Here is a 24,598-nt window from a genome sequence, read left to right as displayed (position 1 = left end):
CTCTCGGCGCTCTCCCGCTGCCTCGGCCTGCGCCTGCGCCTGCTGCTGCTGGGTCTGCTGCTGCGCGGCCCGGGCCTGCTCGGGCTGCGCCGATGCGCCCCCGCAGCAGCCGCCGCCGCAGCATCCGCCGCCCTGCTCGGGAGCGGTCTGGTTCCTGTCGATGGTCTCGCTCACGCGAGCACCTCCTCGATCTCGTCGACGTCGATGCGACGCCCGGTGTAGAAGGGGATCTCCTCGCGCACGTGGAGACGGGCGTCGACGGCGCGCAGCTCGCGCATCATGTCGACCAGGTCGGTCAGCTCGTCGGCCTCGATCGGCAGGATCCACTCGTAGTCGCCCAGCGCGAACGCCGCGACCGTGTTGGCGACCACGCCCGGGAAGGCAGCACCCGCCCTGCCGTGCTCGGCGAGCATGCGGCTGCGCTCCTCGGCGGGCAGCAGGTACCACTCGTAGGAGCGGTTGAAGGGGTAGACCGTCACCCATCGCTTCGGCTCGACATCGCGCAGGAAGCCGGGCACGTGCCGTTTGTTGAACTCGGCGTCGCGGTGCACGCCCATCGCGCCCCACACCTGCACGGCGCCGGCGAGCTCGCGCGAACGGCGCACGCGGCGCACCGCCGACTGCAGCGCCTCAGGGGCCGTCGCGGCGCCCTTCGCGCCATGCATCCAGACCAGCAGGTCGGCGTCGGCACGCATGCCGGAGACGTCGTAGATGCCGCGCGTCACGACGCCCTCGGCTGCCAGCTCGGCGAGCACGGTCGCGAGCGCCGTGCCCTCCCCGGCAGAGCCAGCACCGCCCTGGAACACGGCCCAGACCGTGTAGCCGTCGCCGATCTCGGTCTGGGAATCCTGCTGCTCGCTCATGCCTCTCCTCGTGGTGCTGGGGTGTCGGGAATCGCGGATGCGTCCTGCGATCCGGTCTCGGATGTCTCGTCGGTCTCGACCTCGTGCCCGCCGGATTCGCCGTGCCCGCCGTGCTCGTCGTGCTCCTCGGGGAGGATGTCGTCCGTCCAGGGCGAGCCGTGCACTGCGAACTGCTCGCGGCGGATCTCGAGCGCGGTCCGCCGCGCATCGGGTACGACCTGCGCGAGGCCCGTGCCGGCGACCGCGCCGCCGATCACGAACAGGTTCGCGCGCGCAGCCGCGACATCGCGGAGCTCCTGCTGGCGGGCGCGCGCGCCGACGATGCTGGAGGGCTGGCCGCGCCGCCAGCGCACGCGGGCGCTCGCGACCGGCTGCGGTAGCGACGTGCCGAAGATGGCCTGCGCGTCGGCGAGCGCGAGCGCAGCAGCCGCGTCGTCGTCGAGCCCCTCGGTCGCCGGGGCCGCCGCGCCGGAGCCGTACGAGAGGCGCACGATCTCCCGGCCGCCGGCGGCGTCGCGCAGCCACGCCCACTTCGCGGTCGAGTGGGTCATGGCCTTCGCCCGCACCTTCTCGTTGTCTCCGGCGACGAGGACGCCGGTGCCGCGCGGGTCACCCTGGATGGCGCCGGGCGGGAAGACGAGGGTGACGAGCTCGACGGTGACGTCGTGGTCTCCGGACGCGAGCTGCTCGAGCGGCGGGGCGGATCGGTCTCGTGACGCGCGCGGCTGCGCCGCACGCTCCTCGACCGACGGGGCTGAAGCGTGCTCCTGCGCCGCACGCTCCTCGACCGACGAGGCCGACGCGCGCGGCTGCGCCGCACGCTCCTCGACCGACGGGAGCTCCTCGACCGGCGGGAGCTCGTCGACCGGCGGGGCGGCGAGCGGCAGGAGCAGCTGGCGCGCCTCGTGCTCGGGGAGCGCGACGACCAGCGACGACGACTCGTGGGTACCAGCATCCGTCGCGACCGACCAGCCGGCGTCGGTCTCGCTCACGCGCAGCACGCGCACGCCGGTGCGGATGTCTGCGCGGTGCTCACGAGCACGGGCCGCGAGCCGCTCGGAGAGCTGATGGACGCCCCCGCGGATGCCCTGCACGGCGCTGCCGGGCTTGGTGTCCGCGCCGCCTGCCGCCTGCGCGCGCTCCTCGAGCACGAACGCGACACCGCCGGAGAGCGAGCCCGCGCGCGTGATGCCGCCGTTCAGGCCCGGCGCGACGACGGCGACGTCGAGCCGCTCCGGATCGGCCGAGTAGACGCCGCCCGCGAGCGGGGCCACGAGCCGGTCGAGCACCTTCTGGCCCATGCGGCGTCGCACGAGCGGACCGAGCGCGTCGTCGGTGCCGATGCGCAGCACCGGCATGAGCCGGTCGAGATACGCACGCAGGGCACCGCCCCAGCCGAGCGCATCGATGACGTCCTGCGCGAGCGGCGTCGAGGGGATGCCGAGCAGCGTGCGCTTCGGCATGGGCACGGCCCTGTCGGTCAGCTGCAGCCAGGCGCCGGCCGGGTTCGGGTCGACGATCTCTGCTCCGAGCCCCAGCTCGTCGGCGAGCTCGGCGACCGCGCCGCCGCGCACCGCGAACGACTCGGCACCGGCGTCGAGGACGAGGTCAGCGTCGGGCAGCTCGAGCCTCGCGACCGTGCCGCCGACGCGATCCGCGGCCTCGAGCACGAGCACGCGGTAGCCGCGGGCCGCGAGATCGTGCGCGATCGTGAGGCCCGCAATGCCGGCGCCGACGACGATCGTGTCGACGCGTGCGGGCTCTTCGCTCGTCTGCGCATCCGTCTGCGATCCCGTCACCGCGCGTGCACCGCCTGCACGATGCGCGTCAGCACGATCGGGTCGGCCGACGGCGGCACGCCGTGACCCAGGTTGAACACGTGCGCGCGGGCGACGGAGCCGGCCATCAGCACATGGTCGATCGCCGCCTCGATGATCTCCCACGGCGCGCCCAGCACCGCGGGATCGAGGTTGCCCTGCACGGTGACGTCGCTGCCGATGCGCTCGAGCGCGACGTCGAGCGGCACGCGCCAGTCGACGCCCACCGTGTCGACATCGAGATCCATCGCGCCATAGAGCTCGCCGGCGCCGACGCCGAAGTGCACGAGGGGCACCCGGGTGCCGCTCGCGTCGGTGAGGTCGCGCACGGCGTCGAGCGCCAGTCGCGACGCCGGCGCGGCGTGCTCGTGGTACTGGTCGAGCGGCAGGGATCCGGCCCAGGAGTCGAACAGCTGCGCGGCACTCGCCCCCTCCTCGACCTGCGCCCGCAGGAACCGACCGGTGACATCGGCCGCCCAGCGGGCAAGGCGATCCCAGGCCTCGGGATAGGAGCGCATGAGCGTGCGCGCCTCGAGGTGATCCTTCGACGGGCGGCCTGCCACGAGATAGGCGGCAAGGGTGAAGGGAGCACCGGCGAACCCGATGAGCGGCGTCGTGCCGTCGCCCATCTCGGCGAGTCCCGCGACCGTCTGCCGCACGCCCTCGCGCACCGGATCGAGCGTCGCGTCGAGCCCCGCGGGGTCGTTGGCGACCAGCCGATCGACGTCCTCTGGTGTGCGGATGGGCTCTGCCACCACGGGACCGACACCGGGCTCGATGCGCACGTCGACCCCGGCAAGCCGGAGCGGCACCATGATGTCGCTGAAGAAGATGGCGGCGTCGACGCCGTGGCGGCGCACGGGCTGCAGCGTGATCTCGCTGGCCAGCTCCGGCACCAGGCACGTGTCGATCATGTCGCGCGCGGGGCCGTCGGTGCGGGCTCGCAGCTCGCGATACTCGGGCAGCGAGCGGCCGGCCTGTCGCATGAACCAGACAGGGGTGACGTCGGGGCGATCGCCGCGGTATGCCCGCACCAGGCGCGATGCACCGGTGCGGGTGTTGAGCGGGTGGTCTTCACGGAGCGTCGACATCGATGCCATTCTCCCACCTTCCGCGTGTTCGCTCAGCGCCGAGCGCATCCTGCCGCCAGCAATCGGCTATGCATTGCGCAGCCGGTAGGATGGGTCAGTGCTGATCTGCCTCACGGCGAGCCATAAGAACGCCGACTTCACTGCCCTCGAGGCTCTGTCGACCGCCGATGCAGCACAGCTCCCCACCGCCTTCGCTGCGCATCCGGATGTCGATGGCGCGGTGGTCGTCTCGACCTGCAACCGCTTCGAGGTCTACCTCGACGTGCACGCGGACGTCGATGCGACGGAAGCGGCCGCGATCGCGCGATCGGCGGCCGCGGCGGCACTCGGCTCCCACCAGCCCGAGGCCCTCGAGCCGCTCGCGCAGTCACAGGCGGCCGAGCACCTCTTCTCGGTGGCTGCCGGCCTGGAGTCGGTCGTGGTCGGTGAGGGCGAGATCGCCGGGCAGGTGCGCCGCGCGCTCGCCTCCGCGCAGCGGGCCGGCACCACCAGCCCCCACCTCGAACGGCTGTTCCAGCGCGCCTCGGAGACGCAGCGCGGCATCAAGAACCGCACCGGCATCAGCGAGGCCGGACGCTCGATCGTGCGCCTCGCGCTCGATCTGGCCAGTGCTCGCGTGGACTTCACCGACACTCGCGTGCTGCTCGTCGGCACCGGGCGCTTCGCGGGCGTCTCGCTCGCCGAGCTGCGCCGCCGCGGCGCCACGCACATCGAGGTGTGGAGCCCCTCCGAGCGCGGCGACGGGTTCGCGAGGAGCCACGCCATCGGCCACGTCGACGGGCGCGAGGCTGCACTGGCAGCGGCGAGCGCAGACGTGATCGTCACGTGCACGAGCTCCGACCGCTTCGTGGTCGATGCCGCGCTGCTGACGGCCGGCCGCGCGCAGCTCGCCGCAACGCACGCATTCCCCGGATCCGAGATCCGGAGCGGATCCGGCTGCCCCGTCTCCGAGGGCAGGCCGCACGCCGCCGCGCCGCAACCCACGGCCGGGACGGCGACCGATTGCCCCATCGATGCGGGCACGCTCGAGCCGGGGGCGCACTGCCCGGTCGAGCACGGTCGCGCGGCGCAGCTCGTGATCGACATGGGCCTGCCGCGCAACGTCGACCCGGATGTCGCCGGGGTGCACGGCGTCGAGCTGCTCGACCTCGAGACGATCCGCCTGCACGCGCCGCTCGAGCACCTCACCGCGACCGATCACGCGCGCGACCTGGTGCGCAAGGCGGCGCGTCGCTTCGAGCGCGGCACGGCGGAGCACCAGGTCGGGCCCGCGATCGCGGCGCTCCGGCAGCACGTCGAGGACGCCATGGAGGCCGAGCTCGACCGCGTCGCCAAGCGCGGCAGCGAGGCGGAGCGCCGGGCCGCCGAGCAGGCACTGCGCCACTTCGCGGGCGTGCTGCTGCACCGGCCCACCGTGCGAGCGCGCGAGCTCGCGGCAGAAGGACGTCACGACGACTTCCTCTCCGCGATCGACGCCCTGTACGGCATCGATCGCATCGCGTGACTGCGCGGTGCAGCTTTGGGTCGAGGCCCTTTCGGGCCTCGACCGCGACCCCAGCGCCGGGGCCCGTCTCGGGCCCCGGGAAGTCTGGCCCCGGGACGTCGGGCTCGTGACAGAGAGCACGCCGACCGGTGATCACGCGATCCTGCCGCCGACGCCGCTGGTCGGGCCCGACGAGCCCGGCAGGCGACGCCGCTTCGTCGACCTGACACCGCTCAAGGCATCCCCGGCGTTCGCGCGGCTGTGGATCGGCAACGCCATCAGCGGCATCGGCGCACAGATGACGATCGTGGCCGTCGGCCTGCAGATCTTCGACATGACCCAGAGCACCATGATGGTCGCGCTGGTCGGCGGCGTCGCGCTCGTGCCGATGGTGGTCGCGGGCCTGTGGGGCGGGATGCTCGCGGATGCCTTCGACCGGCGTCTCGTGCTCATGATCTCCAGCCTCACGGGCTGGACCGCCGTGCTGGGGCTCGTGGCGCTCTCGGCATGGGATGCCGCCCTGATCGCCGACGGCGAGCGCGCGCTCGTGTGGCCCTTCTACGTGCTGACCACGATCAACACCGTCGCGGCCACCATCTCGGGCGCCACGCGCAGTGCCGTCACGCCCCGCCTGCTGCCGGAGCACCTCATCTCTCGCGCCGCCGCGCTCAACGGCATCGCGATGGGCATCATGCTCACGGTCGGTCCCGCCTCGGCCGGCGTGCTGGTGGCGGCGGTCGGCCTGCCGTACACCTTCGCGATCGACGCGGTGCTGTTCAGCGCCGGCTTCCTCGGCGTCGTCGGACTGCCGAAGCTGCCACCGCTGGGCGTGGTGGTCCGCCCGGGGCTGCAGTCGCTGCGCGACGGTGCGCGCTTCCTGCGCCAGGCCCCGAACATCCGCATGTCGTTCCTGGTCGACATCGTCGCCATGACCTTCGGTCGACCGTTCGCGCTGCTGCCGGCGGTCGCGGCGTTCGCGATCGGCGGCGGGCCCGTGACCGTCGGTGTGCTGACCGCGGCGGCGGCCGTCGGCACCCTGCTCGCGAGCGTCTTCTCCGGACCCGTCGCGCACGTGCACCGGCACGGCATCGCGATCGCCAGGTCGATCCAGATCTACGGCGGCTGCGTCGCGCTGCTCGGTGCCGTGATCCTGGCGACGACGCTGGGGTGGGGCGGGCCGGTCGGCCCGGAGTGGCCGAACGTCTCGTGGGTCGCCCTGGCCGTCGCCGCCGTGGCACTCGCCGGCATGGGCGCGAGCGACGAGATCAGCGCCATCTTCCGCTCCACGATGATGCTCACCGCGGCACCGGACGACATGCGCGGTCGCACGCAGGGCCTGTTCATGGTGGTCGTCGCGGGCGGCCCTCGCGTCGGCGATCTCTACGCCGGTGCCACCGCGACGCTCGTCGCGCTCTGGGCGCCGCAGCTCTTCGGGGGCATCGTCATCATCGTGCTGATCGCCGTGCTCACGCGGGCGCAGCGCACCTTCCTCGCCTACGACGCGCGCACGCCCACGCCCTAGGCGACCGAGGATCTCCTCGGGCTGCGCACCGACGACTGAGGAAGTCGAAGGCCAAGCCTGAGTCGCCCTTCGGCGCCCGTCGAGGGGCCGTGGTTAGCGTGGAATCAGCCTCGTCCAACGATCGGAGGGCCCATGCGCGCAGAGCCCGTCGGCAGTGGAGTGCACGTGCCGCTCCTCCACCGGGAGCTCGTCGCGCTTGCGGCGCCGACGCAGGTCTGGTCGGCGCAGGACGGCACGATGACCGGCGGCGCCCACGGCGTCTTCCACGGGGATTGGCGCTATGTCACAGGCCTCGAGCTGCTGATCGATCGGCTTCCGGTCGCGCCGATCTCGACCTCCGAGGATCCCGACTGGTTCATCTTCCGCGCGGTTCCGCTCGACCCCGAGACCGGGCGCCCCCGTTCCCGCGTCACGATCGAGCGGATGCGCGAGGTCGCCGGCGGTGCCGTCACGGAGCGCGTGACGCTCGTCAACGGCGGGGGCGAAGCGATCGACGCGGTGATCGAGCTCTCGTGCGAGGTCGCGTTCACCCCCGTCGCCTCCGTGCGAGCCGGCAGCCCGGCACCGGTCCCGATCTCACTCGAGATGGAGGGCGACGAAGTGCTCGTCACCGACGGCACCCGCACCCTCCGAGCTCGCAGCCGCGGCGGGCACCTGCGCATCGACGGCAACCGCATCGTCGTGGCGCAGGAGGTGCACGTCGCGCACGACGACTGGTTCGGCATCACGCTCGAGCTGGAGCTCATCGACTCGAGCCTCGTGCTGCACGGCACGGACGGCCCGCCGCTCGCTGACGAGCTGCCCCGCTCTGGCCGCCCGGCGCTGGACCGCTGGATGAAGCGCGCCGTGGCCGATCTCGACAACCTCTCGCTCGACGCCGGCCACGGCGCGTTCCCCGCCGCGGGAGCGCCCTGGCACATGACGCTGGTCGCGCGCGACGCGCTGATCGCGTCCAGGCTGCTGCTGCCGATCAGCACCGGGCTCGCCGAGGGCACGCTGCGCACGCTCGCAGCGCGTCAGGGTGTGCAGCTGGACCCGGTCACGGGTGAGCAGCCCGGGCGCATCCTGCACTCGATGCAGCAGGGCGTGACGGATGCCCTCCGACCGGGCGTCGAAGCACCGCCCGTCTACGCGGGGTCGACCGATGCGACCCCACTCTGGATCGTGCTGCTGCACGATGCCTGGGAGGCGGGGATGCCGCTCGAGACCGTGCGGGAGCTGCGCACCGCGCTGCATGCGGCGCTCGCCTGGATGCGAGCGGCGACGGGCGACGGCTTCCTGGCCTGCACCGATGAGCGCGGCATGGGTGTCGCTGGCAAGCACTGGACGGATGATGCCGCCGGCATGCGCTGCAGCACGGACGAGGTCGGCGTCGCGACCGCGCAGGTGCAGGGTCTCGCGTGCCGTGCTGCGGTCGGCGCGGCACGGCTGCTCGACGCGCTCGGTGACGATGGCGAACCGATGCGTCTCTGGGCCAGGCGGCTGCGCGAGCGGTTCCGCGCACAGTTCTGGGTGCAGCACGAGGGCATCCGATTCCCTGCCATGGCCCTCGACGCTCGAGGCCGGCCGTTCGAGACGCTCGTGAGCGACATCGGCCAGCTCATCGGCACGACCCTGCTCGATCGCGGCGAGGAGGAGACCGTCGCGCGACTGCTGCTCGACGATCGGCTCTCCTCCGGCTTCGGACTGCGCACCATGGCCACGGATGCAGACCGCTACTGGCCGCTCGCCCACTACTGCGGCGCGATCTGGCCGCACGACACCGCCATCGCGATCGAAGGGCTGCTGCGATCCGGATTCGGCGACGAGGCACGGAACCTCGCCGAGCAGCTCGAGCGAGCCGCTGGCACCTTCGACGGCCGGATGCCGGAGGTCTACGCGGGCTACGGCATGGAGGACACCCCGGTGCCGATACCGCACCCGGCCGCGTGCTCGCCGCACGCCTGGGCATCCGCCGCTGTGATCCCCGTCCGCACGGCCCTGCTCGAGGGCTCCGCCAGCACGCGGCCGCACGACCGGGTCGCGGCGGTCGTCGGCCTGGTAGCACACCGTTCGGTCGACGCTCCGATGCGCTCCACGCCGCCTGCGCCGAGCAGGTCGCGCGCGCACCTGCACCTCGTGCCGTCGGCGCCGAGCGCTCTCGATTAGCCCTTCTCGCCGCCCTCCGTCGTCGACATGATGCGTCGCTGGAAGATGAGGAACACGATCGCGACCGGGATCGTCATGAGCACCGCGGCAGCCAGCTTGAGCGGGAACTGCGTGCCGGAGCCCAGCTGGCCGGAGACGAGCGAGCCCACACCGGTGGTGAGGGTGCGCAGCTCTGGGCTCTGACTCGCGACGACGAAGTGCGCGAACTCGTTCCACGAGCCCTGGAACGACAGGATCGTGAGCGTGATCAGCGCCGGCGTGGCCATCGGCAGCGTCACCGACCAGAAGATGCGGAAGACGCCCGCGCCGTCGATCCGCGCCGCCTCCTCGATCGACGCCGGGATCGAGTCGAAGAACTGCTTCATGATGAAGATGCCGGCGGCGGTCGACAGCAGCGGGATGATCATGCCGCCATAGGTGTCGTACAGCCCCATCTCCTTCAGCACCAGGAAGCGCGGGATCATCAGCACCACCGACGGCACCGCGAGCACCGCGATGAACAGCGCGAAGATGGCGCTGCGGCCCTTGAAGCGCAAGCGAGACAGCGCGTAGCCGGCGAGCGAGTCGAAGAACACCCTGAAGACGGTCACGACGATCGTGATGAACGCCGAGTTGGCCGCCCACAGCGGCAGGTCGCCCTGGAAGAGCCGCTCGTAGGCGGCGAAGGTGAACGTCTCGGGGATGAGCGCCATGGGGTCGGCGTTCGCCTCGGCGTCGGTCTTGAACGACCCGCTGATCGCGATGATGAAGGGGTAGATGTAGACGAGCGCCAGGACGGTGAGGATGACGTAGCCGGTGATCAGTCCACCGGTGACGCGCTCTTTCATGGTGCCCCCCGTCCGGTCGGCGCTGCCCGCACGTGCGCGGTCGCCGCGGCCGCCGAGCCGCCGGCGATGGCGCGGCGACGGCGGCGACGCTCGCCACGGGGCTGGTCGCGGTCGGCAAGCACCCATCGCTGGATGAGGGTCATGGCGATGATGATGAGGAACAGCACGAATGCGATGGCGGCTGCGATGCCCGGCTCGTTGTTCGTGAACGCCTGCTCGAAGGCCATGTAGGCGGGGCTGGACAGCGTCGGCGCCGCCGGCGTCCCACGCGTCAGGTAGATCTGGTCGAACACCTGCCAGGTGCCGATCAGCCCGAGGGTCAGGACGGTGAACAGCGTCGGCTTGAGCATCGGCAGGGTCACCGAGAAGAACGTGCGGATCGGACCCGCGCCGTCCATCACGGCAGCCTCGCCGACCTCGGCGCCGATGGTCTGCAGACCGGCGAGGAACAGCAGCATGAAGGTGCCGGAGGTGGTGAAGATCACCAGCGTGATGAGCACGCTCATCGCGACCGAGGGGCCGGCAGCCCACTCCCAGGCGCTCACGCCCAAGAACCCGGGCTCGTCCCAGCCGGGAGGCGGCCCGCTGACGCCCACGAGCGCAAGCAGCCTGTGGAAGATGCCGCTGGGGTCGGCGAACCAGTTGGGGCCGTCGATGCTCAGCATCGCGAGGATGCGGTTGACGACGCCCGTCGCGCCGAACAGGAAGAGGAACACACCCGTGATGGCGATGGACGAGGTGACGGACGGGAAGTAGAACGCGGTGCGGAAGAAGCCCTTGGCCTGCAGCATGCGCCGATTCACCTGCACCGCGAGGAACAGCGCGAGCGCCGTCTGCAGCGGCACCACGAACGCCACGAAGAAGACGGTGTTGCGGATGGTGCGGCCGAACAGCTCGCGGGTCAGCGAGTCGTCGGTGGTGATCGAGGCATAGTTGTCGAGACCGACCACGTCGACGCTGTCGTTGAACAGCGGTGAGTTGCGGCCGTTCCAGTCGGTGAACGACACCCAGAGCGCGAGCGCGATCGGCGCGATCAGGAAGACGCCGATGATGATGAGCGCCGGCAGCGTGAAGAGCCAGCCGGCGGCCGACTCACTGCCTCGGGTCGTGCGCCGCCGCAGCGGCGCCCGGGGCGCGCTCCGGCGCCGCGTGAGCGGCGCCGGAGCGGACGCGGTCGTCATGACGTGCCGCCCGTCAGCCCTGCGAGGCTTCGGACGCTGCCTCCAGCTGCGACTGCACCTGGTCGAGCACCGCCTGGGCGTCCGCGCCCTGCAGGGTCGTGATCGCATTGTTGAACTCGCCCACGACATCCGCCGCGCCAGCGAAGGCGACGGGGCTCACCGCATAGTCGGCACCAGCGACGAAGGCGGCGTTCTCCGGGTAGGTCTCGGCGTACGTCGCCGCGGCCGACTCGGTGGAGGGGATCACGCCGAAGGCAGCCGAGAACTCCAGCTGCTGCTCATCGCTCGTCAGGAACGCGACGAGCTCCTGAGCGGTCGCAGCGGTCTCCTGGCCCTCCGGGATGCCCCAGCAGTTCGAGAACGTGAACGTGCCGGAACCGGCGGGTCCGGCGGGCAGTTCGGCCACCTGGAACTCGACGTCCGGGAAGTCGTTCTCGAGCGCGCCGCGGATCCACGGTCCCTCGATCACCATTGCGGCCGAGCCGTTGCCGAAGGCCTCGCCGCCCCAGCCGGCACCGAGATCGGCCGGCCACGCGAGCACGCCGGCGTCGAGCAGGCCCTGCACGTACTCGAGCGCCTCGACGTTCTCCGGCGAATCCGCCGTCACGCTGTCGCCGTCCATCAGGCCGCCGCCCGCCTGCTCCATGAACACGCCGACGCGTGCGTACTCCGCGCCCATCGACAACCCGACGGTGTCGCCGCTCGTGAGCGTCTCCGCCGCCGACTGCAGCGACGCCCAGTCGGTGGGGATGTCGGCATCGGTCAGGCCCGCATCCGTCCACAGCTGGGTGTTGATGACGAGCCCCAGCGTCGAGAAGTCCTTGGGCGCGCAGACGAACTCGCCGTCGTACGAGAACGCATCGACGAGCGCCGGGTAGAAGGCATCCGCGTTCTCGAGGTTCATCGCATAGGGCTCGAGGAAGCCGTCGCTCGCGTAGGTCTGGAACTGATCCCAGCCCATGTAGAACACGTCCGGCGCCGAGTCGCCCGCGAAGCCCTGGGCGAGCTCCTGATTGAGATCGGACGCGGCGATCACTTCCACCTCGTTGCCCGACTCCGCTGCCCAGGCGTCTGCTGCTGCCTGGACGGCGGCCGTCTCGGCCTCCCCGGAGGAGCCGATGAGCATGGTGAGGCTCTCGCCCCCGGCGCCCGGCTCCTCGGAGGAGCCGGGGTCGCTGCTGCCGCCCGAGCACGATGCCAGGGCGAGGGCCAGGGCGCCTGCGAGGGCCGCGCCGCCCAGCTTGCTGTGTCGCATGGTCGTTCCTTTCAGGGGGTGGATGCGGCGGGGGCGATCCCCCACCGTGGGTGGTCTCGCCGCACCAGCTGCGGCCGGACGATGGAGGTGCTGAACGGCGCGTCGTCGTCGATCGCGGTCAGCGCTGCCGACGCGACATCGCCCAGGCTCTGGTCGATGCTGGAGAACCCGATGCCTGCTGCCAGCGAGGTGTTGTCGAAGCCGATCACCGGCAGGCTGCAGCCGAGCTGCATGGCCGCACCGATCGCCCCGGCGGCGAGCGAGTCGGAGGCGCACACGAGCGAGTCGGCGCCCAGCTGGATGAGCCGCTGGGCGGTGGCGACAGCCTCATCGGGACGATCCTCGCAGCGCGCGGTGAGCGTCTCGAGCATCGCCTCGTCGAAGCCGAGTCGCTGCCGCAGCGCGCGGGCCCAGCCGAGCCTGCGGTCGTCGCCCGAACCGCTGCCGCGCGGCCAGCCGAGGAAGCCGATGCGCCGGTGCCCGGCGTCGATGAGCGCCTCGGTTGCCTCGCCGACGCCCGCTGCGCCGTCGACATCCACCCAGGAGTGCGTCGGTGCCGGGCTCCACGGCCGCCCGAAGGCGACGAAGCGCATGTCGGATGCCAGCAGCGCCGCGATTCGCGGGTCACCGGCGTGCGTCGAGGTGAGCACGAAGCGGTCGGCGGCGCGCTGTCGGGCGAGCTCGCCGATCTTGCGCACCTCCTCCTCTCCGGAGGTCGCCGTGAACAGCATCACGTGCTCGCCGCGCTCGTCGGCCCTGGCCGTCAGCTCGTGCAGGAACCGGTCCAGCAGCGAGGAGGCGATGTTGTCGGTGATGGGCTCGATGCGCACGCCGATCGTCGCGACCGTGCGCTGCCGGAGCCGCCGAGCCTGCACGTTCGGTGCGTAGCCGAGCGCCTCGACCGCGAGCAGCACGCGCTCGAGCGTCTCGCGCTTGAGCAGCGCCGGGTTGTTGAGCGCATTGGAGACCGTCTGCACGGACACCTCGGCGTGCGCCGCGACATCGGCAAGGGTCTTCGTGCCCATGGTCACTCCTTCGTGCGCGATCGGATCCCACCGATCGTCGACCCGCTATTGGATCGTTCCAATCGTGACGGTAGCGTGTGCATGGTCGGATGGGAACCCCAGTCGGAGGCCAAGGATGAGCAGCGCAGCTGAGCACGACGAGCGCGGCGGGCAGCCGCTGCTGAACGACGCGCTGGTGGTGCTGGCGGCACCGACGCAGGCGTGGTCCGACGACGCCGGCGACATGGGTGCAGCTCCGATCCACGGCATCTTCCACGGCGACTGGCGCTATGTGCGCGCGCTGGGCCTGCGCATCGCAGGCGAGCCGCTGGAGACCATCGGCACGTCGCGCGGCGCCGACAGCGCCGTCTTCCACGGTGTCGCCCGCGCGGTCGACGACGAGACACCGGATCCGCGTGTGCTGGTCGAGCGGAGGCGGGAGGTCGCCGCCGGCCGCGTGGTCGAGCGGGTGCGCGTCCGCAACGGCCTCGACGAACCCATCACCGCGCCCGTCGAACTGCGGCTCGAGGTCTCGCTCGCCGAGCTCTCGAGCGTCAAGGCGGGGCTGCCCGCACCGGTCGTGCTGACGTGGCGCGAGCGCGACGGAGGGCTGCAGGCGGGCGACGGCACGCGCAGCCTGACGCTGCGGGCGACGGATGCCGCGATCGAGCGGGACGGCGACCGGGTGCGTGCGAGCTGGAGCCTCGCAGTGCCCCCGGGCGGCTCAGCCGAGGCGGAGCTGGAGCTCGGCATCGCCGACCCCACGACGGTGGTCGGCCCCGCGGCAGCCCGCGGCATCCAGCCGCTGCCGCCCAGCGGCGACGCCGCCCTCGACCGCTGGTCGGCCCGCGCGATCGACGATCTACAGGCGATGCTGCTCGATGCCGGGCAGGGGCCGTTCCCCGCCGCGGGCGCCCCCTGGTTCATGACGCTGTTCGGCCGCGACACCCTCATCACGGCCAGGCTGCTGCTGCCGCTGTCGCTCGACGTCGCACTGGGCACCCTGCGCACCCTCGCGGTACGGCAGGGCTCGGTCGTCGACCCCGGATCCGCAGAGCAGCCCGGAAAGATCCTGCATGAGATTCGACAGGGCACCTTCTCGATGCCGGGCGAGGGCATCGCGCTGCCGCCGGTCTACTACGGCACGATCGACGCGACCCCGCTGTGGATCGTGCTGCTGCACCGAGCGTGGCAGGCGGGTCTCGGCCTCGAGACCGTGCGCGAGCTCCGACCGGCACTGGATGCAGCCCTCGCCTGGCTGCGCGACTCGTCGAGCCCCGACGACTCCGGGTTCCTGAAGTACATCGACGAGTCCGGCACGGGCCTCGCGAACCAGGGCTGGAAGGATTCGGGAGATTCCATCCGGTTCCGCGACGGCCGCATCGCTGAGGGCCCCATTGCGCTGTGCGAGGTGCAGGCGCAGGCCTGCCAGGCAGCCGCAGCAGCCGCCGAGCTCCTCGAAGCGCTGGGAGAGGACGGCGCCGAGTGGCGTGCATGGGCGGAGACGATGCGCACCCGCTTCCGCGACGCGTTCTGGGTCGAGCGCGCGGGCGAGCGCTACCCCGCCATCGCACTCGACGGCAGAGGAACTCCCGTCGACAGCAAGTCCTCGAACATCGGCCAGCTGATCGGCACGACCCTGCTCACCGCTGACGAGGAGGCCCAGATCGCGCGACTGCTCGTCGACGATCGCTTCGCCTCGGGCTTCGGGCTCCGCACGATGGCGAGCGATCAGGGCGGCTACTGGCCGCTGTCCTACCACTGCGGCTCGGTCTGGCCGCACGACACCGGGGTCGTCATCGAGGGGATGCTGCGCGCGGGCCTCGCCGTCGAGGCGCGCCTGCTCGCCCAGCAGCTGCTGCGCGCGGCCGACGCGTTCGACGGGCGCATGCCCGAGCTCTTCGCCGGTTTCGCGGCGGTCGAGGTGTCGAGCCCCGTCTCCTACCCGGCGTCATGCCGGCCACAGGCGTGGAGCGCTGCGGCAGTGGTGCCGGTGCACCGGGCCCTCACCGAGTAGGCCGCCCCGATCAGCCCTTCGCCGAGCCCGCCAGCAGTCCTCGGACGAAGTACCGCTGCAGACCGAAGAAGACGATGAGCGGCACGATGAGCGACACGAACGCACCCGCCGTGAGCCGCGCCCAGTTCTCCCCTCTGGATCCCGCGAGCTCTGCCAGCCGCTGCGTGAGCGGCGCGGTATCCGGTGTGCCGGAGGAGAAGACCAGCGCGACCAGCAGATCGTTCCACACCCACAGGAACTGGAAGATGCCGAACGATGCGATGGCCGGCATCGCCAGCGGCAGGATGATGCGGAAGAAGATCTGACCGTGACCGGCACCGTCCACGCGCGCGGCCTCGATGACCTCTCCGGGGATCTGAGAGATGAAGTTGTGGAGCAGGAAGATCGCCAGCGGCAGCCCGAAGATCGCGTGGGCGATCCAGACGGGCATGAACTGCTTGTCGCTGATGAACGGCACAGCCTGGTGCAGCGCGTTCTGGAACGGCTGCACAAAGGTGACGAACAGCTGCAGCAGAGGGATGAGCGCCATCTGCAGCGGCACGATCTGCAGCGCGAAGACGATCACGAACAGCGTCGACGATCCGCGGAACTTCACCCACGCGAAGGCGTAGGCCGCGAGGCATGCCAGGACGAGCGGGATGATCGACCCCGGGATCGCGATCATGAGCGAGTTCACGAAGTACTCGCCGAGCTGCGGCGAGCTCGCCGACCCGGAGAACAGCACCTCGGTGTAATTGTCGAGCGTCAGCTCCGGGTTCGAGAAGAACGTCCACCAGCCGGTCGTCGCGATCTGATCGGCCGGCCGGAAGGACGACAGCAGCAGGCCGAAGGTCGGGATCGTCCACAGCACCGCGATCACCAGCGCCGCGATCGTCGCCCACGGGCTCGTCAGCCGGCGCTTGACACGACCGGCGCGCGTCGTGACCGCGGGAGCCGCCCGATCCGGCGTGATCTCGGGGTCTGGGGTCACTGCGACTTGACTCATCGGATCGCCTTCTGCTGGTTCAGGACGCGGATGTTGTAGACGACGATCGGCAGCACCATGAGGAACAGGATCAGCGCCAGGGCGGCGCCGCGGCCGGGTTCGCCGGAGCGGAACGCCTGCGTGTACATCTCGTTCGCGATCACGGAGGTGTCGAAGTTGCCGGCCGTCATCGTGCGGACGATGTCGAACACCTTGAGCGTCGCGATGGAGATCGTGGTGACCACCACCACGATCGAGGTGCGGATGCCGGGCACGGTCACGTTCGTGAACCGCTGCCATGGATTCGCGCCATCGATCTCGGCCGCTTCGAGCTGCTCGGTCGCCACACCCTTGATCGCCGCTGAGAGCACGACCATGGCGAAGCCCGTCTGGATCCAGATCATCACGATGATCAGCGCGAGCGTGTTCCACGGGCTGTTCTGCAGGATCTGCTGCGGCTCGCCGCCGAACAGCACGATCAGCTGGTTCACCAGTCCGATCTGCTCCTGCGCCGCACCGCGATAGGCATACATGAAGTTCCAGATGATGCTCGCACCGACGAACGAGATCGCCATGGGCATGAAGACGAGCATCTTGTAGAAGCGCTCTCCACGGCTCTTGTCGATGAAGACCGCGTACGCGAGCCCGACCGCCGTCGACAGCAGCGGCACGAGCACCACCCAGGCGACCGTGTTGGCGAGCGTGATGAGCGCCTCGCGCTGCGTGAACATCCAGACGAAGTTGTCCAGACCGATGAACGCACCGGTGCGATCGGTGAAGGCGAGCAGCGTCGTGCGGATCGCCGGGTAGATGAGGCCGATCGACAGCAGCAGCGCGGCGGGCACGATGAAGACGAGCATCGGCTTCGAATCCTCGTCCCGATCGGCGAGGTAGCCGAGCACGCCGAGGACGCTGAGCGCGAGCGCGCCCGCCCACGGCCAGACACCGATCGGCTGCTCGCGGCCCTGCTCGAGCACCAGTGCGATCACGACCACGGCGACCGCGGCGAGCAGCCAGACGATCAGACGCCCCTGGCGACGCATGCGGTGGCGCGCGAAGGCGAGCGCGGCAGTCACAAGCAGCGCGGCAGCGACCGGCCAGCCGACGAGATTCGCCGCGAGCACGAGGGCGGGGGTGACCCAGTCGAGCAGCGCGATGCGCTCGGCGAAGGACGCCACCATCGCGACCGCGGCGACGGCAGCGGCACCGATGGTGCGCAGCACGGCGGAGCGCACGGCCGGGCTCGCGGGCTGCAGCAGACGCTCGAGCAGCCACTGGAGCACGACCAGGGCCACGCCGGCGATCGCCACGATGATGAGCGTGTTCGTCAGCTCCTGCGTCACCCAGGAGACGACGCCGTAGAGCAGCCGGCCGAGCAGCGCGAGCAGCACCAGCACGCCGATGATGATGAGGCGAGGCCGCAGGCCCTGCGTGAGTGCCGCCCGCCAGGTCGCGGCGCGCGGCTTGTCCTCAGGACGGTCGAGGAAGGCCAGCAGCAGCGCCATGACGACGCCGAACGCCGCCAGGCCGACGACTCCCTGCAGCAGCTTGCCGAGCAGATCCATCGTGGTCATTCGTCACCTCCGGTGGATGCCGGTGCGGGGGCGGCGATCGTCGCCCCCGCACCGGCATCGGCGAGTTCTTACGGCCAGCTGGATTCGACCTGGCTGAGCACCGTCTCGGTGTCGGCGCCGGAGACCCAGTCGACCATCGCCGTCCAGAAGGTGCCTGAACCGACGGCGCCGGGCATCAGGTCCGACCCGTCGAAGCGGAAGGTCGTCTCCGGGTTCTGCAGCGTCTCAACCGCAGAGGTGAGCAGCGCGCTCGAGGCGTTGGCGGGGTCGAGCCCCGAGTTCGCAGAGATCACGCCGCCGAGCGAGACGCGGCTGTTGGCCCACTCCGCGCTCGAGAGATAGGTCTGCACGGCGACCACTTCTTCGTCGTCGCTGAACGCGCCGACGAACTCGCCACCGCCGGTGACCGCCGCCGCGTCAGCCTCCGTGCCCGGGAGGATGAAGCCCCACACGTCGCCGTCCTCGGCGACCGTCACGCCATCGCCCCAGAAGCCCTCGTAGAACGAGGCCTGGTGGTGCATCGCGCACTCAGCGTCGAGCACGGGGAGTCCGGCCACGCCGAAGTCGGTCGTGGCGATCGTCGAGACATCGCCGATGCCGCCGTTGACGTAGTCGGGGTTCTTGATCAGGTCGCCGACGCGGTTCATTGCGTCCACGATGGCGGGGTCGTCGAACGGGATCTCGTGCGCGATCCACTGGTCGTAGACATCCGGACCAGCGGTGCGCAGCACGTAGTCCTCCACCCAGTCGGTGCCCGGCCAGCCGGTCGCCTCTCCGGAGCCGAAGCCCACGCACCAGGGCTTCATGGTCTCGGAGCTCGCGATCGTGGCAGAGAGCTCGTCGAGCTCGTCGAGCGTCGTCGGCACCTCCCAGCCGTTCTCGGCCCAGACGGACGGCGAGTACCAGACGAAGCCCTTGACGCTCGCCATCAGCGGCGCGGCGTAGAACGTGCCATCGACCGTGCCGTAGTTCTGCCAGTCCTCGGTCCAGAACTCCTGCGCGTTCGCGGCGACCGACTCGGGGGCTTCGAGCACGCTGCCCGTGCCGGCGACGGATGCCAAGAGGCCCGGCTGCGGGAAGATCGCGAGGTCGGGCGGGTTGCCACCCTGCACGCGCACGTTGATCTGCGCCTCGAACTCCGTGGAGCCCTCGTAGACGATCTCGATGCCGGTGCATTCGCTGAACTCGGACCACGACTCGTTGAGCCGATCGGCCTCGACGTCGAGGATCGTGCCGTAGATGTCGACCGATGCGCCGTCGAAGGTGCCGTAGTCGGCGTAGGCCTCGCAGCCGGCGGCAGGCTCTGCGCCGCCGCCCGGCGCTGCAGAGGGGTCGGTCGGTTCGTCGCCGACGCACCCGGTGAGGGCGAGCGCTGCGACGCCAGCGATGCCTAGCGGCATCGCGATCCTGCGTGCGTGCTTCACGTGAACTCCTTCGCTCAGTGCCTTCGACACGCGCCGCACGGAGCGCACCGCGTCGTGCCGAGAACCGAAACCGGAACCGGTTCCATTGCGTGCGACGGTAGCGCACCGCGCGTCATGGTGTCGCGCATTCCGAGGTTGCGATTCGGCAACGATCGCCGCGAAGGCCCGCGGTTCGCGGCGCCAGGGGCGACTATCGTCGGAACCGGTTCCAGCCGGCAGGGCGAGCCGCGATCCACGCGGGGACGGAGGGAGCGATGCCACGACTCGACGACGTCGCCCGCGTCGCGGGCGTCTCCAAGGCCACCGCGTCGCGCGCCCTCTCCGGTGCGGGCGCCGTCTCGCCCGCGACCCGCGAGCGCGTGCAGCGTGCCGCGGCGGAGCTCGGGTTCCGAGCCTCCGGCGCCGCCCGCAGGCTCGCGACCGGCATGACCAGGACGATCGGCGTGCTGACCCCGTCGGTCGACCGGTGGTACTTCGGCAGCGTGCTGCACGGCATCGCGCAGGCCGCGGATGCGCATGAGCACGACCTGCTGCTCTACGACCTCGGCACGCTCGGCCGCGGCGGGCACGAGAAGTTCGAGCGCTTCATGCGACGCGGAGAGGTCGATGGGCTGGTCACCATCACCTGGAGCCTCGTGGGCGACGACCTGGCGCGCCTTGCCGACCTCGGCATCCCGGTCGCCACGGTCGGCGAGCCCACGCCGCACACGCGATCGTTCAGCCTCGACGACGACGCCGCTGCGGAGCTCGCGACCGAGCACCTCGTGCAGCTCGGCCACACCGATCTGCTGCACATCGCGAGCGCCACCGAGGTGCAGCCCTTCGACGCCTCCTCCTCCGACCGCCGTCAACGATCGTTCCAAGCGGTGATCGCGAAGCACCGCCTGCGACCGCGACCGGTCCCGACGGTGCCGACCACCCTCGATCTCGCACACAGCGCAGTCCGAGAGATGCTCGCGGCCCCGGACCCTCCGACGGCGATCTTCGCCGGCACTGACGAGGTCGCGATCGCCGTGCTGATCGCTGCGCAGCAGCTCGGCATCCGGGTGCCGGAGGAGCTGAGCGTCGTCGGCGTCGACGATGTCCCGTCGTCGAAGACCCTCGGCCTGACGACCATCAGGCAGGACCCGGCGCAGCACGGCGAGGATGTCGTCGCCTGGATGATGGGCGCCCTGCAGCGCAACCCGGACGGCTCCAGGGGTGCCGAGCCCGATCGCACCCACACCAACTACGCCCCTGAGCTCGTGGTGCGCACATCGACGGCGCGGCCGCGATGACGTTGCGCTCCATGCGCATGCGGCTAGCGTGGTGGGGGAACGACCGCAGCACGCCCGCCGCTCGATCCACCGCACCCGCCCCCGGCAAGGAGCGCCCGTGAGCTTCACCTCCCCCATCCCCCTCCAGTCCTCGCACGCGCCCGGGCTGACGCTCGACTACGAGTGGCACCGCAAGGCGGTGTTCTACGAGGTCATGGTGCGCTCCTTCGTCGACTCGAACGGCGATGGCTTCGGCGACTTCCAAGGGTTGACGTCGAAGCTCGACTACCTGCAGTGGCTCGGCATCGACGGCATCTGGGTGCCCCCGTTCTTCCAGTCGCCGCTGCGCGACGGCGGCTACGACGTCTCTGACTACAAGGCGGTGCTCCCGGAGTACGGCACGATCGACGACTTCGGCAACTTCGTCGCGGAGGCGCACGCGCGCAACATGCGCGTGATGATCGACCTGCCGATCAACCACACCTCCGACCAGCACCCCTGGTTCCTGGCCTCGCGCGAAGACCCGGAGGGGCCCTACGGCGACTTCTACGTCTGGCGCGACACCGACGAGGGCTACCCCAACGTGCGCATCATCTTCGTCGACACGGAGGAGTCGAACTGGGCGTTCGACTCCGTGCGCCGGCAGTTCTACTGGCACCGGTTCTTCTCGCACCAGCCCGACCTGAACTTCGAGAACCCTGCCGTGCACGAGGCCATCGAGGACACGCTGCGGTTCTGGCTCGACCTGGGCGTCGACGGCATCCGGCTCGACGCGATCCCCTACCTGTATGAGTCGGAGGACGGCAACGGCGAGTCGGAGCCCGCCACGCACGAGTACATCCGCAAGCTGCGCCGCATCGTCGACGACGAGTACCCGGGCCGCGTGCTCATCGCCGAGGCGAACCAGTGGCCGGCGGAGACCGCCGCCTACTTCGGCACCGCCGAGGAGCCCGAGTGCCACATGGCCTTCGACTTCCCGACCATGCCGCGAATCTTCTACTCGTTGCGCGCGCAGAACGCCGTCGAGCTCAAGCGCATCCTGGCCGAGCAGGTTGACGTGCCGCCGGGCGCGACGTGGGGCGTGTTCCTGCGCAACCACGACGAGCTCACGCTCGAGATGGTCAGCGAGGAGTACCGGCAGGCGATGTACGGCTGGTACGCCTACGACCCGCGCATGCGCTCCAACATCGGTGTGCGACGCCGGCTCGCGTCACTGCTCGACAACTCGCGCGCGGAGCTCGAGCTCGCCAACGCGCTGCTGTTCTCGCTGCCGGGATCGCCGTTCCTGTACTACGGCGACGAGATCGGCATGGGCGACAACATCTGGCTCGACGACCGCGACGCATCCCGCACGCCCATGCAGTGGACCCCGGATCGGAACGCCGGATTCTCCAGCGCCGATCCCGGCAAGCTCTTCCTGCCCGTGGTGCAGTCGCTCGTCTACCACTACTCCGCCGTGAACGTCGAGTCGCAGATGGCGCAGGCGTCTAGCCTGCTGCACTGGATGCGATCGGTCCTGCACGTGCGCAGGCAGCACCCCGTGTTCGGCCTCGGCGACATCACGGTGCTCGACACCGACAACGACGCGGTGCTCGCCTTCGTGCGCTCCTACGAGGGCGACGGCACCTACAACGGCCCGCGCGCGGAGGATGTGCTGTGCGTGTTCTCGTTCAGCCACAACCCGGTGCACGTCACCATCGACGCGCCGATGTTCGCAGGCTCCCGACTCAACGATCTCTTCGGCGGCGGCGCCTTCCCGACCATCGCCGAGGACGGCCGCTTCTCGCTCACGTTCGGCACGCAGTCCTTCTACTGGCTGGGCGTGACCAGGCCGTAGGCGCTCAGCTGGTGACGATCGTCGGCACGATGACCGTCGTCACCATGATCGCGACCATGGCACCCTCGAGGGCCTGGAGCGAGTCGCGCACCGTCTCGCTCGCCCAGTCGTCCGCGGCCAGTGCCTGGCCTGCCGCGACCACCTGCTCCTCGGGCAGCTCAGGGAAGACCTTCGGCAGTGCCTCGACCGTGTGCAGGATCGCGAGCGCCGCGGCCAGCACCGCGTCGCGCTGCACGGCCTCCGGCGAGGCGTCGCCCGTCGCACCGACGCCCTGCAGGATCTTCCGCGCTCGCGCCTGCAGCGCATCCTCGACCTCGATGCGCGCACCCCGCTCCCAGCGCCTGCCGAAGGTGATGCCGAGCAGCTTCTGGTCTCGGCGCGCGAGCAGCCCCGCAGCGTCGAAGTCCTCGAGCGTCTGCGCGCGCAGCTTGCCCGCTGGAGCGCCCGGGCCGTTGAACCCGACGATCTTGCCGAGGGCGTCCTCGGGAGTTCTGCCGACGAGGTGCTCGACCAGCGGCTCGAGGCGCTCGTCTGCCTGACCGTCGCCGCTCACGAACGTGCCGGGCTTCGCGTCGGTGGCGTCCACGCCCGAGATCCGGATGCGGCCCTGCAGCACGAGCTGCGCCGCGGCGCCCGCCGCGAAGGCCATGCCGACGGCGGAGTCGCTCACGACGGGTTTGCCCGTCTCGTCGTCGATGGCGAGCAGGAGGATCGCTTCCGGGATGGAGATGTCCATGCTCCTGACGCTACGGACGTCGCGAATGCCGCGCATCCCCCGCCGGTGGGAGGCGCGACTCCGCCGGAATGCGGAGGAAAAGGCCCCGGCGCGCGCACGACACCGCGCGGGGTGGCAGACTGGCGCGGTGCCGGAAGTCGCCATCCTCGTCATCGTCATCGTCGTCGCACTCGCGTTCGACTTCACGAACGGCTTCCACGACACCGCGAACGCCATGGCTCCCTCGGTCGCGACCGGGGCGCTCAAGCCGAAGCCTGCCGTCGCACTGTCTGCGATCCTGAACCTGGTCGGCGCCTTCCTCTCGATCGAGGTGGCGCGCACCGTCGGCAGCGGCATCGTCGACCTCACCGGAGTCGACGGTGAGCAGCTCATGCTCATCGTGCTGTGCGGACTCACCGGCGCCATCGTCTGGAACGTGCTCACCTGGTTGTTCGGCCTGCCGTCCTCCTCGAGCCACGCGCTGTTCGGCGGCCTCATCGGAGCCACCGTCGCTGCGCTCGGCATCTCGGGCGTGCTGTGGGGCGGCGTCGCGCAGAAGATCCTCATCCCGGCGCTGTTCGCTCCCGTCATCGCGGCCGTGGTCGCGTTCGGGGGCACCTGGCTCGTGCAGCGCGTCACCCGCACGATCAGCGAGCGCGCGCAGCAGCGCAGCTTCCGCTGGGGTCAGATCGGCGCGGCCTCGCTCATGTCGCTCGCGCACGGCACCAATGACGCGCAGAAGACGATGGGCGTGATCTTCCTCGCACTGGTGGCGCACGGATCCCTCGACTCGTCGTCGGACATGCCGCTCTGGGTGCGCTTCTCCTGCGCGGTCGCGATCGCGCTGGGCACCTACACGGGCGGATGGCGCGTGATCCGCACGCTCGGCAAGGGCATCGTCGACATCTCGCCGCGCCAGGGCATGGCCGCTGACTTCTCCAGCGCCTCCATCATCCTCACCTCCAGCCACCTCGGGCTGCCGCTGTCGACGACCCACGTCGCCTCCGGCTCCGTGATCGGCTCCGGGCTGGCTCGCGAGGATGTCAAGGTGCGCTGGAGCGTGGCTCGCAGGATGCTCGTGGCCTGGCTCATCACGCTGCCGGCTGCCGGCGCGGTGGGCGCGGTGTGCCTGTTCATCGCGGGCGTGTTCGGGAACTTCTGGGGTGCGATCGTCGTCACCACGATCCTCATCATCGCGTGCACGGCCATGTGGCTGCGCTCGCGCATGAGTCCCGTCGGCCACCACAACGTCACCGACGATTGGGAGCAGCCGAAGCGCGAGCGCAAGCGCGGCATCGACCGGGAGTACAGCGCCGTCGCCTCCCACATCGCACCGCTCTCCCGACCTCGCAAGCGCAAGCGCAAGGCGAACCGCAAGAAGCGAGGCCTGTGATGGAGTTCGACTTCGGAGCACTTGCGAGCGCGGTCATCCAGGTGCTGCTCGTCGGCCTGCTGCTGGGCGCCGGCATCCCGCTCATCTACGCGCTCGGGATCCGCACCTACGAGAGTCGTCGGCCGGGGTCGACGGTGCTCAGCGTCGTGCTGATGAGCTTCTGCGTGCTGCTGGCCGTCGCCGGGATCCTCGTCATCATCTTCGGCGATGCGATCTTCGGCGGCTGA

The 24,598-nt window shown here is 70.7% G+C and carries 19 protein-coding genes; 8 read left to right on the top strand and 11 right to left on the bottom strand.

Annotated features, from left to right (window positions below):
- Window positions 1-170: 170 nt before the first annotated feature.
- From hemQ to hemE, 3 genes are read right to left on the bottom strand one after another with little or no spacing between them, the layout of a single operon-like run.
- The gene (gene hemQ / locus ACJJVL_RS11535) at window positions 171-863 is read right to left on the bottom strand and encodes a hydrogen peroxide-dependent heme synthase (RefSeq protein WP_405218806.1); all 693 of its coding nucleotides are present in this window, start codon (window positions 861-863) and stop codon (window positions 171-173) included.
- Window positions 860-2,662 (bottom strand): protoporphyrinogen oxidase, encoded by a 1,803-nt coding sequence (hemG, locus tag ACJJVL_RS11530; protein ID WP_405218805.1) that lies wholly within the window; start codon window positions 2,660-2,662, stop codon window positions 860-862. Before hemG ends, hemQ begins: the two co-directional genes overlap by 4 nt.
- Entirely contained in the window at window positions 2,659-3,771 is a 1,113-nt protein-coding gene (hemE, locus tag ACJJVL_RS11525) for a uroporphyrinogen decarboxylase (RefSeq protein ID WP_405218804.1), read from the bottom strand. The genes hemG and hemE overlap by 4 nt, the downstream gene beginning before the upstream one ends.
- Before the next feature lie 97 nt (window positions 3,772-3,868).
- On the opposite strand from hemE, the gene ACJJVL_RS11520 reads away from it, so the two are divergent.
- From ACJJVL_RS11520 to ACJJVL_RS11510, 3 genes are all read left to right on the top strand, one after another.
- Window positions 3,869-5,275 (top strand): glutamyl-tRNA reductase, encoded by a 1,407-nt coding sequence (locus tag ACJJVL_RS11520; RefSeq protein ID WP_405218803.1) that lies wholly within the window; start codon window positions 3,869-3,871, stop codon window positions 5,273-5,275.
- 106 nt (window positions 5,276-5,381) lie between these two features.
- Complete coding sequence (locus tag ACJJVL_RS11515; protein ID WP_405218802.1) at window positions 5,382-6,776, top strand: MFS transporter; 1,395 nt, start codon at window positions 5,382-5,384, stop codon at window positions 6,774-6,776.
- Window positions 6,777-6,908: 132 nt separating this feature from the next.
- A complete protein-coding gene (locus tag ACJJVL_RS11510) occupies window positions 6,909-8,924 on the top strand; it encodes a glycogen debranching N-terminal domain-containing protein (RefSeq protein ID WP_405218801.1) in 2,016 nt (671 codons plus the stop codon).
- Here ACJJVL_RS11510 and ACJJVL_RS11505 read toward each other — a convergent pair.
- From ACJJVL_RS11505 to ACJJVL_RS11490, 4 genes are read right to left on the bottom strand one after another with little or no spacing between them, the layout of a single operon-like run.
- The gene (locus tag ACJJVL_RS11505; protein WP_405218800.1) at window positions 8,921-9,751 is read right to left on the bottom strand and encodes a carbohydrate ABC transporter permease; all 831 of its coding nucleotides are present in this window, start codon (window positions 9,749-9,751) and stop codon (window positions 8,921-8,923) included. The two genes, ACJJVL_RS11510 and ACJJVL_RS11505, sit on opposite strands and share 4 nt — an antisense overlap.
- Window positions 9,748-10,932 carry a carbohydrate ABC transporter permease gene (locus tag ACJJVL_RS11500; RefSeq protein WP_405218799.1) on the bottom strand — a complete coding sequence of 395 codons (1,185 nt, stop codon included), beginning with the start codon at window positions 10,930-10,932 and terminating at the stop codon, window positions 9,748-9,750. The genes ACJJVL_RS11505 and ACJJVL_RS11500 overlap by 4 nt, the downstream gene beginning before the upstream one ends.
- A gap of 13 nt (window positions 10,933-10,945) precedes the next feature.
- Window positions 10,946-12,187 carry an extracellular solute-binding protein gene (locus ACJJVL_RS11495; RefSeq protein WP_405218798.1) on the bottom strand — a complete coding sequence of 414 codons (1,242 nt, stop codon included), beginning with the start codon at window positions 12,185-12,187 and terminating at the stop codon, window positions 10,946-10,948.
- Between the two features lie 11 nt (window positions 12,188-12,198).
- Window positions 12,199-13,212, bottom strand: a complete 1,014-nt coding sequence (locus ACJJVL_RS11490; RefSeq protein WP_405218797.1) for a LacI family DNA-binding transcriptional regulator — start codon at window positions 13,210-13,212, stop codon at window positions 12,199-12,201.
- A gap of 115 nt (window positions 13,213-13,327) precedes the next feature.
- On the opposite strand from ACJJVL_RS11490, the gene ACJJVL_RS11485 reads away from it, so the two are divergent.
- Window positions 13,328-15,208, top strand: coding sequence for a glycogen debranching N-terminal domain-containing protein (locus ACJJVL_RS11485; protein ID WP_405218796.1), 1,881 nt, complete (start codon window positions 13,328-13,330; stop codon window positions 15,206-15,208).
- Between the two features lie 10 nt (window positions 15,209-15,218).
- On the opposite strand, the gene ACJJVL_RS11480 is transcribed toward ACJJVL_RS11485, so the two are convergent.
- From ACJJVL_RS11480 to ACJJVL_RS11470, 3 genes are all read right to left on the bottom strand, one after another.
- On the bottom strand, window positions 15,219-16,193 hold the full coding sequence (locus ACJJVL_RS11480; RefSeq protein WP_405218795.1) for a carbohydrate ABC transporter permease: 975 nt from the start codon (window positions 16,191-16,193) through the stop codon (window positions 15,219-15,221).
- Window positions 16,190-17,353 (bottom strand): carbohydrate ABC transporter permease, encoded by a 1,164-nt coding sequence (locus ACJJVL_RS11475; RefSeq protein WP_405218828.1) that lies wholly within the window; start codon window positions 17,351-17,353, stop codon window positions 16,190-16,192. The genes ACJJVL_RS11480 and ACJJVL_RS11475 overlap by 4 nt, the downstream gene beginning before the upstream one ends.
- 461 nt (window positions 17,354-17,814) lie before the next feature.
- On the bottom strand, window positions 17,815-19,146 hold the full coding sequence (locus tag ACJJVL_RS11470) for an ABC transporter substrate-binding protein (protein ID WP_405218827.1): 1,332 nt from the start codon (window positions 19,144-19,146) through the stop codon (window positions 17,815-17,817).
- 278 nt (window positions 19,147-19,424) lie between these two features.
- Between ACJJVL_RS11470 and ACJJVL_RS11465 the strand changes: the two genes are divergently transcribed.
- The gene (locus ACJJVL_RS11465; protein WP_405218794.1) at window positions 19,425-20,447 is read left to right on the top strand and encodes a LacI family DNA-binding transcriptional regulator; all 1,023 of its coding nucleotides are present in this window, start codon (window positions 19,425-19,427) and stop codon (window positions 20,445-20,447) included.
- A gap of 97 nt (window positions 20,448-20,544) precedes the next feature.
- On the top strand, window positions 20,545-22,263 hold the full coding sequence (gene treS, locus ACJJVL_RS11460; RefSeq protein ID WP_405218793.1) for a maltose alpha-D-glucosyltransferase: 1,719 nt from the start codon (window positions 20,545-20,547) through the stop codon (window positions 22,261-22,263).
- Window positions 22,264-22,267: 4 nt separating this feature from the next.
- Here treS and ACJJVL_RS11455 read toward each other — a convergent pair whose 3' ends face one another.
- Window positions 22,268-22,999, bottom strand: coding sequence for a GPP34 family phosphoprotein (locus ACJJVL_RS11455; RefSeq protein WP_405218792.1), 732 nt, complete (start codon window positions 22,997-22,999; stop codon window positions 22,268-22,270).
- A gap of 127 nt (window positions 23,000-23,126) precedes the next feature.
- On the opposite strand from ACJJVL_RS11455, the gene ACJJVL_RS11450 reads away from it, so the two are divergent.
- A complete protein-coding gene (locus tag ACJJVL_RS11450; RefSeq protein WP_405218791.1) occupies window positions 23,127-24,371 on the top strand; it encodes an anion permease in 1,245 nt (414 codons plus the stop codon).
- The gene (locus tag ACJJVL_RS11445; protein WP_405218790.1) at window positions 24,371-24,598 is read left to right on the top strand and encodes a hypothetical protein; all 228 of its coding nucleotides are present in this window, start codon (window positions 24,371-24,373) and stop codon (window positions 24,596-24,598) included. Before ACJJVL_RS11450 ends, ACJJVL_RS11445 begins: the two co-directional genes overlap by 1 nt.

It is taken from the genome of Agrococcus sp. Ld7, from assembly GCF_045064095.1.
Lineage (GTDB): Bacteria > Actinomycetota > Actinomycetes > Actinomycetales > Microbacteriaceae > Agrococcus.
The sequence above is the reverse complement of the archived record's forward strand: the minus strand, read 5'-3'. Positions and strand labels throughout refer to the sequence as shown.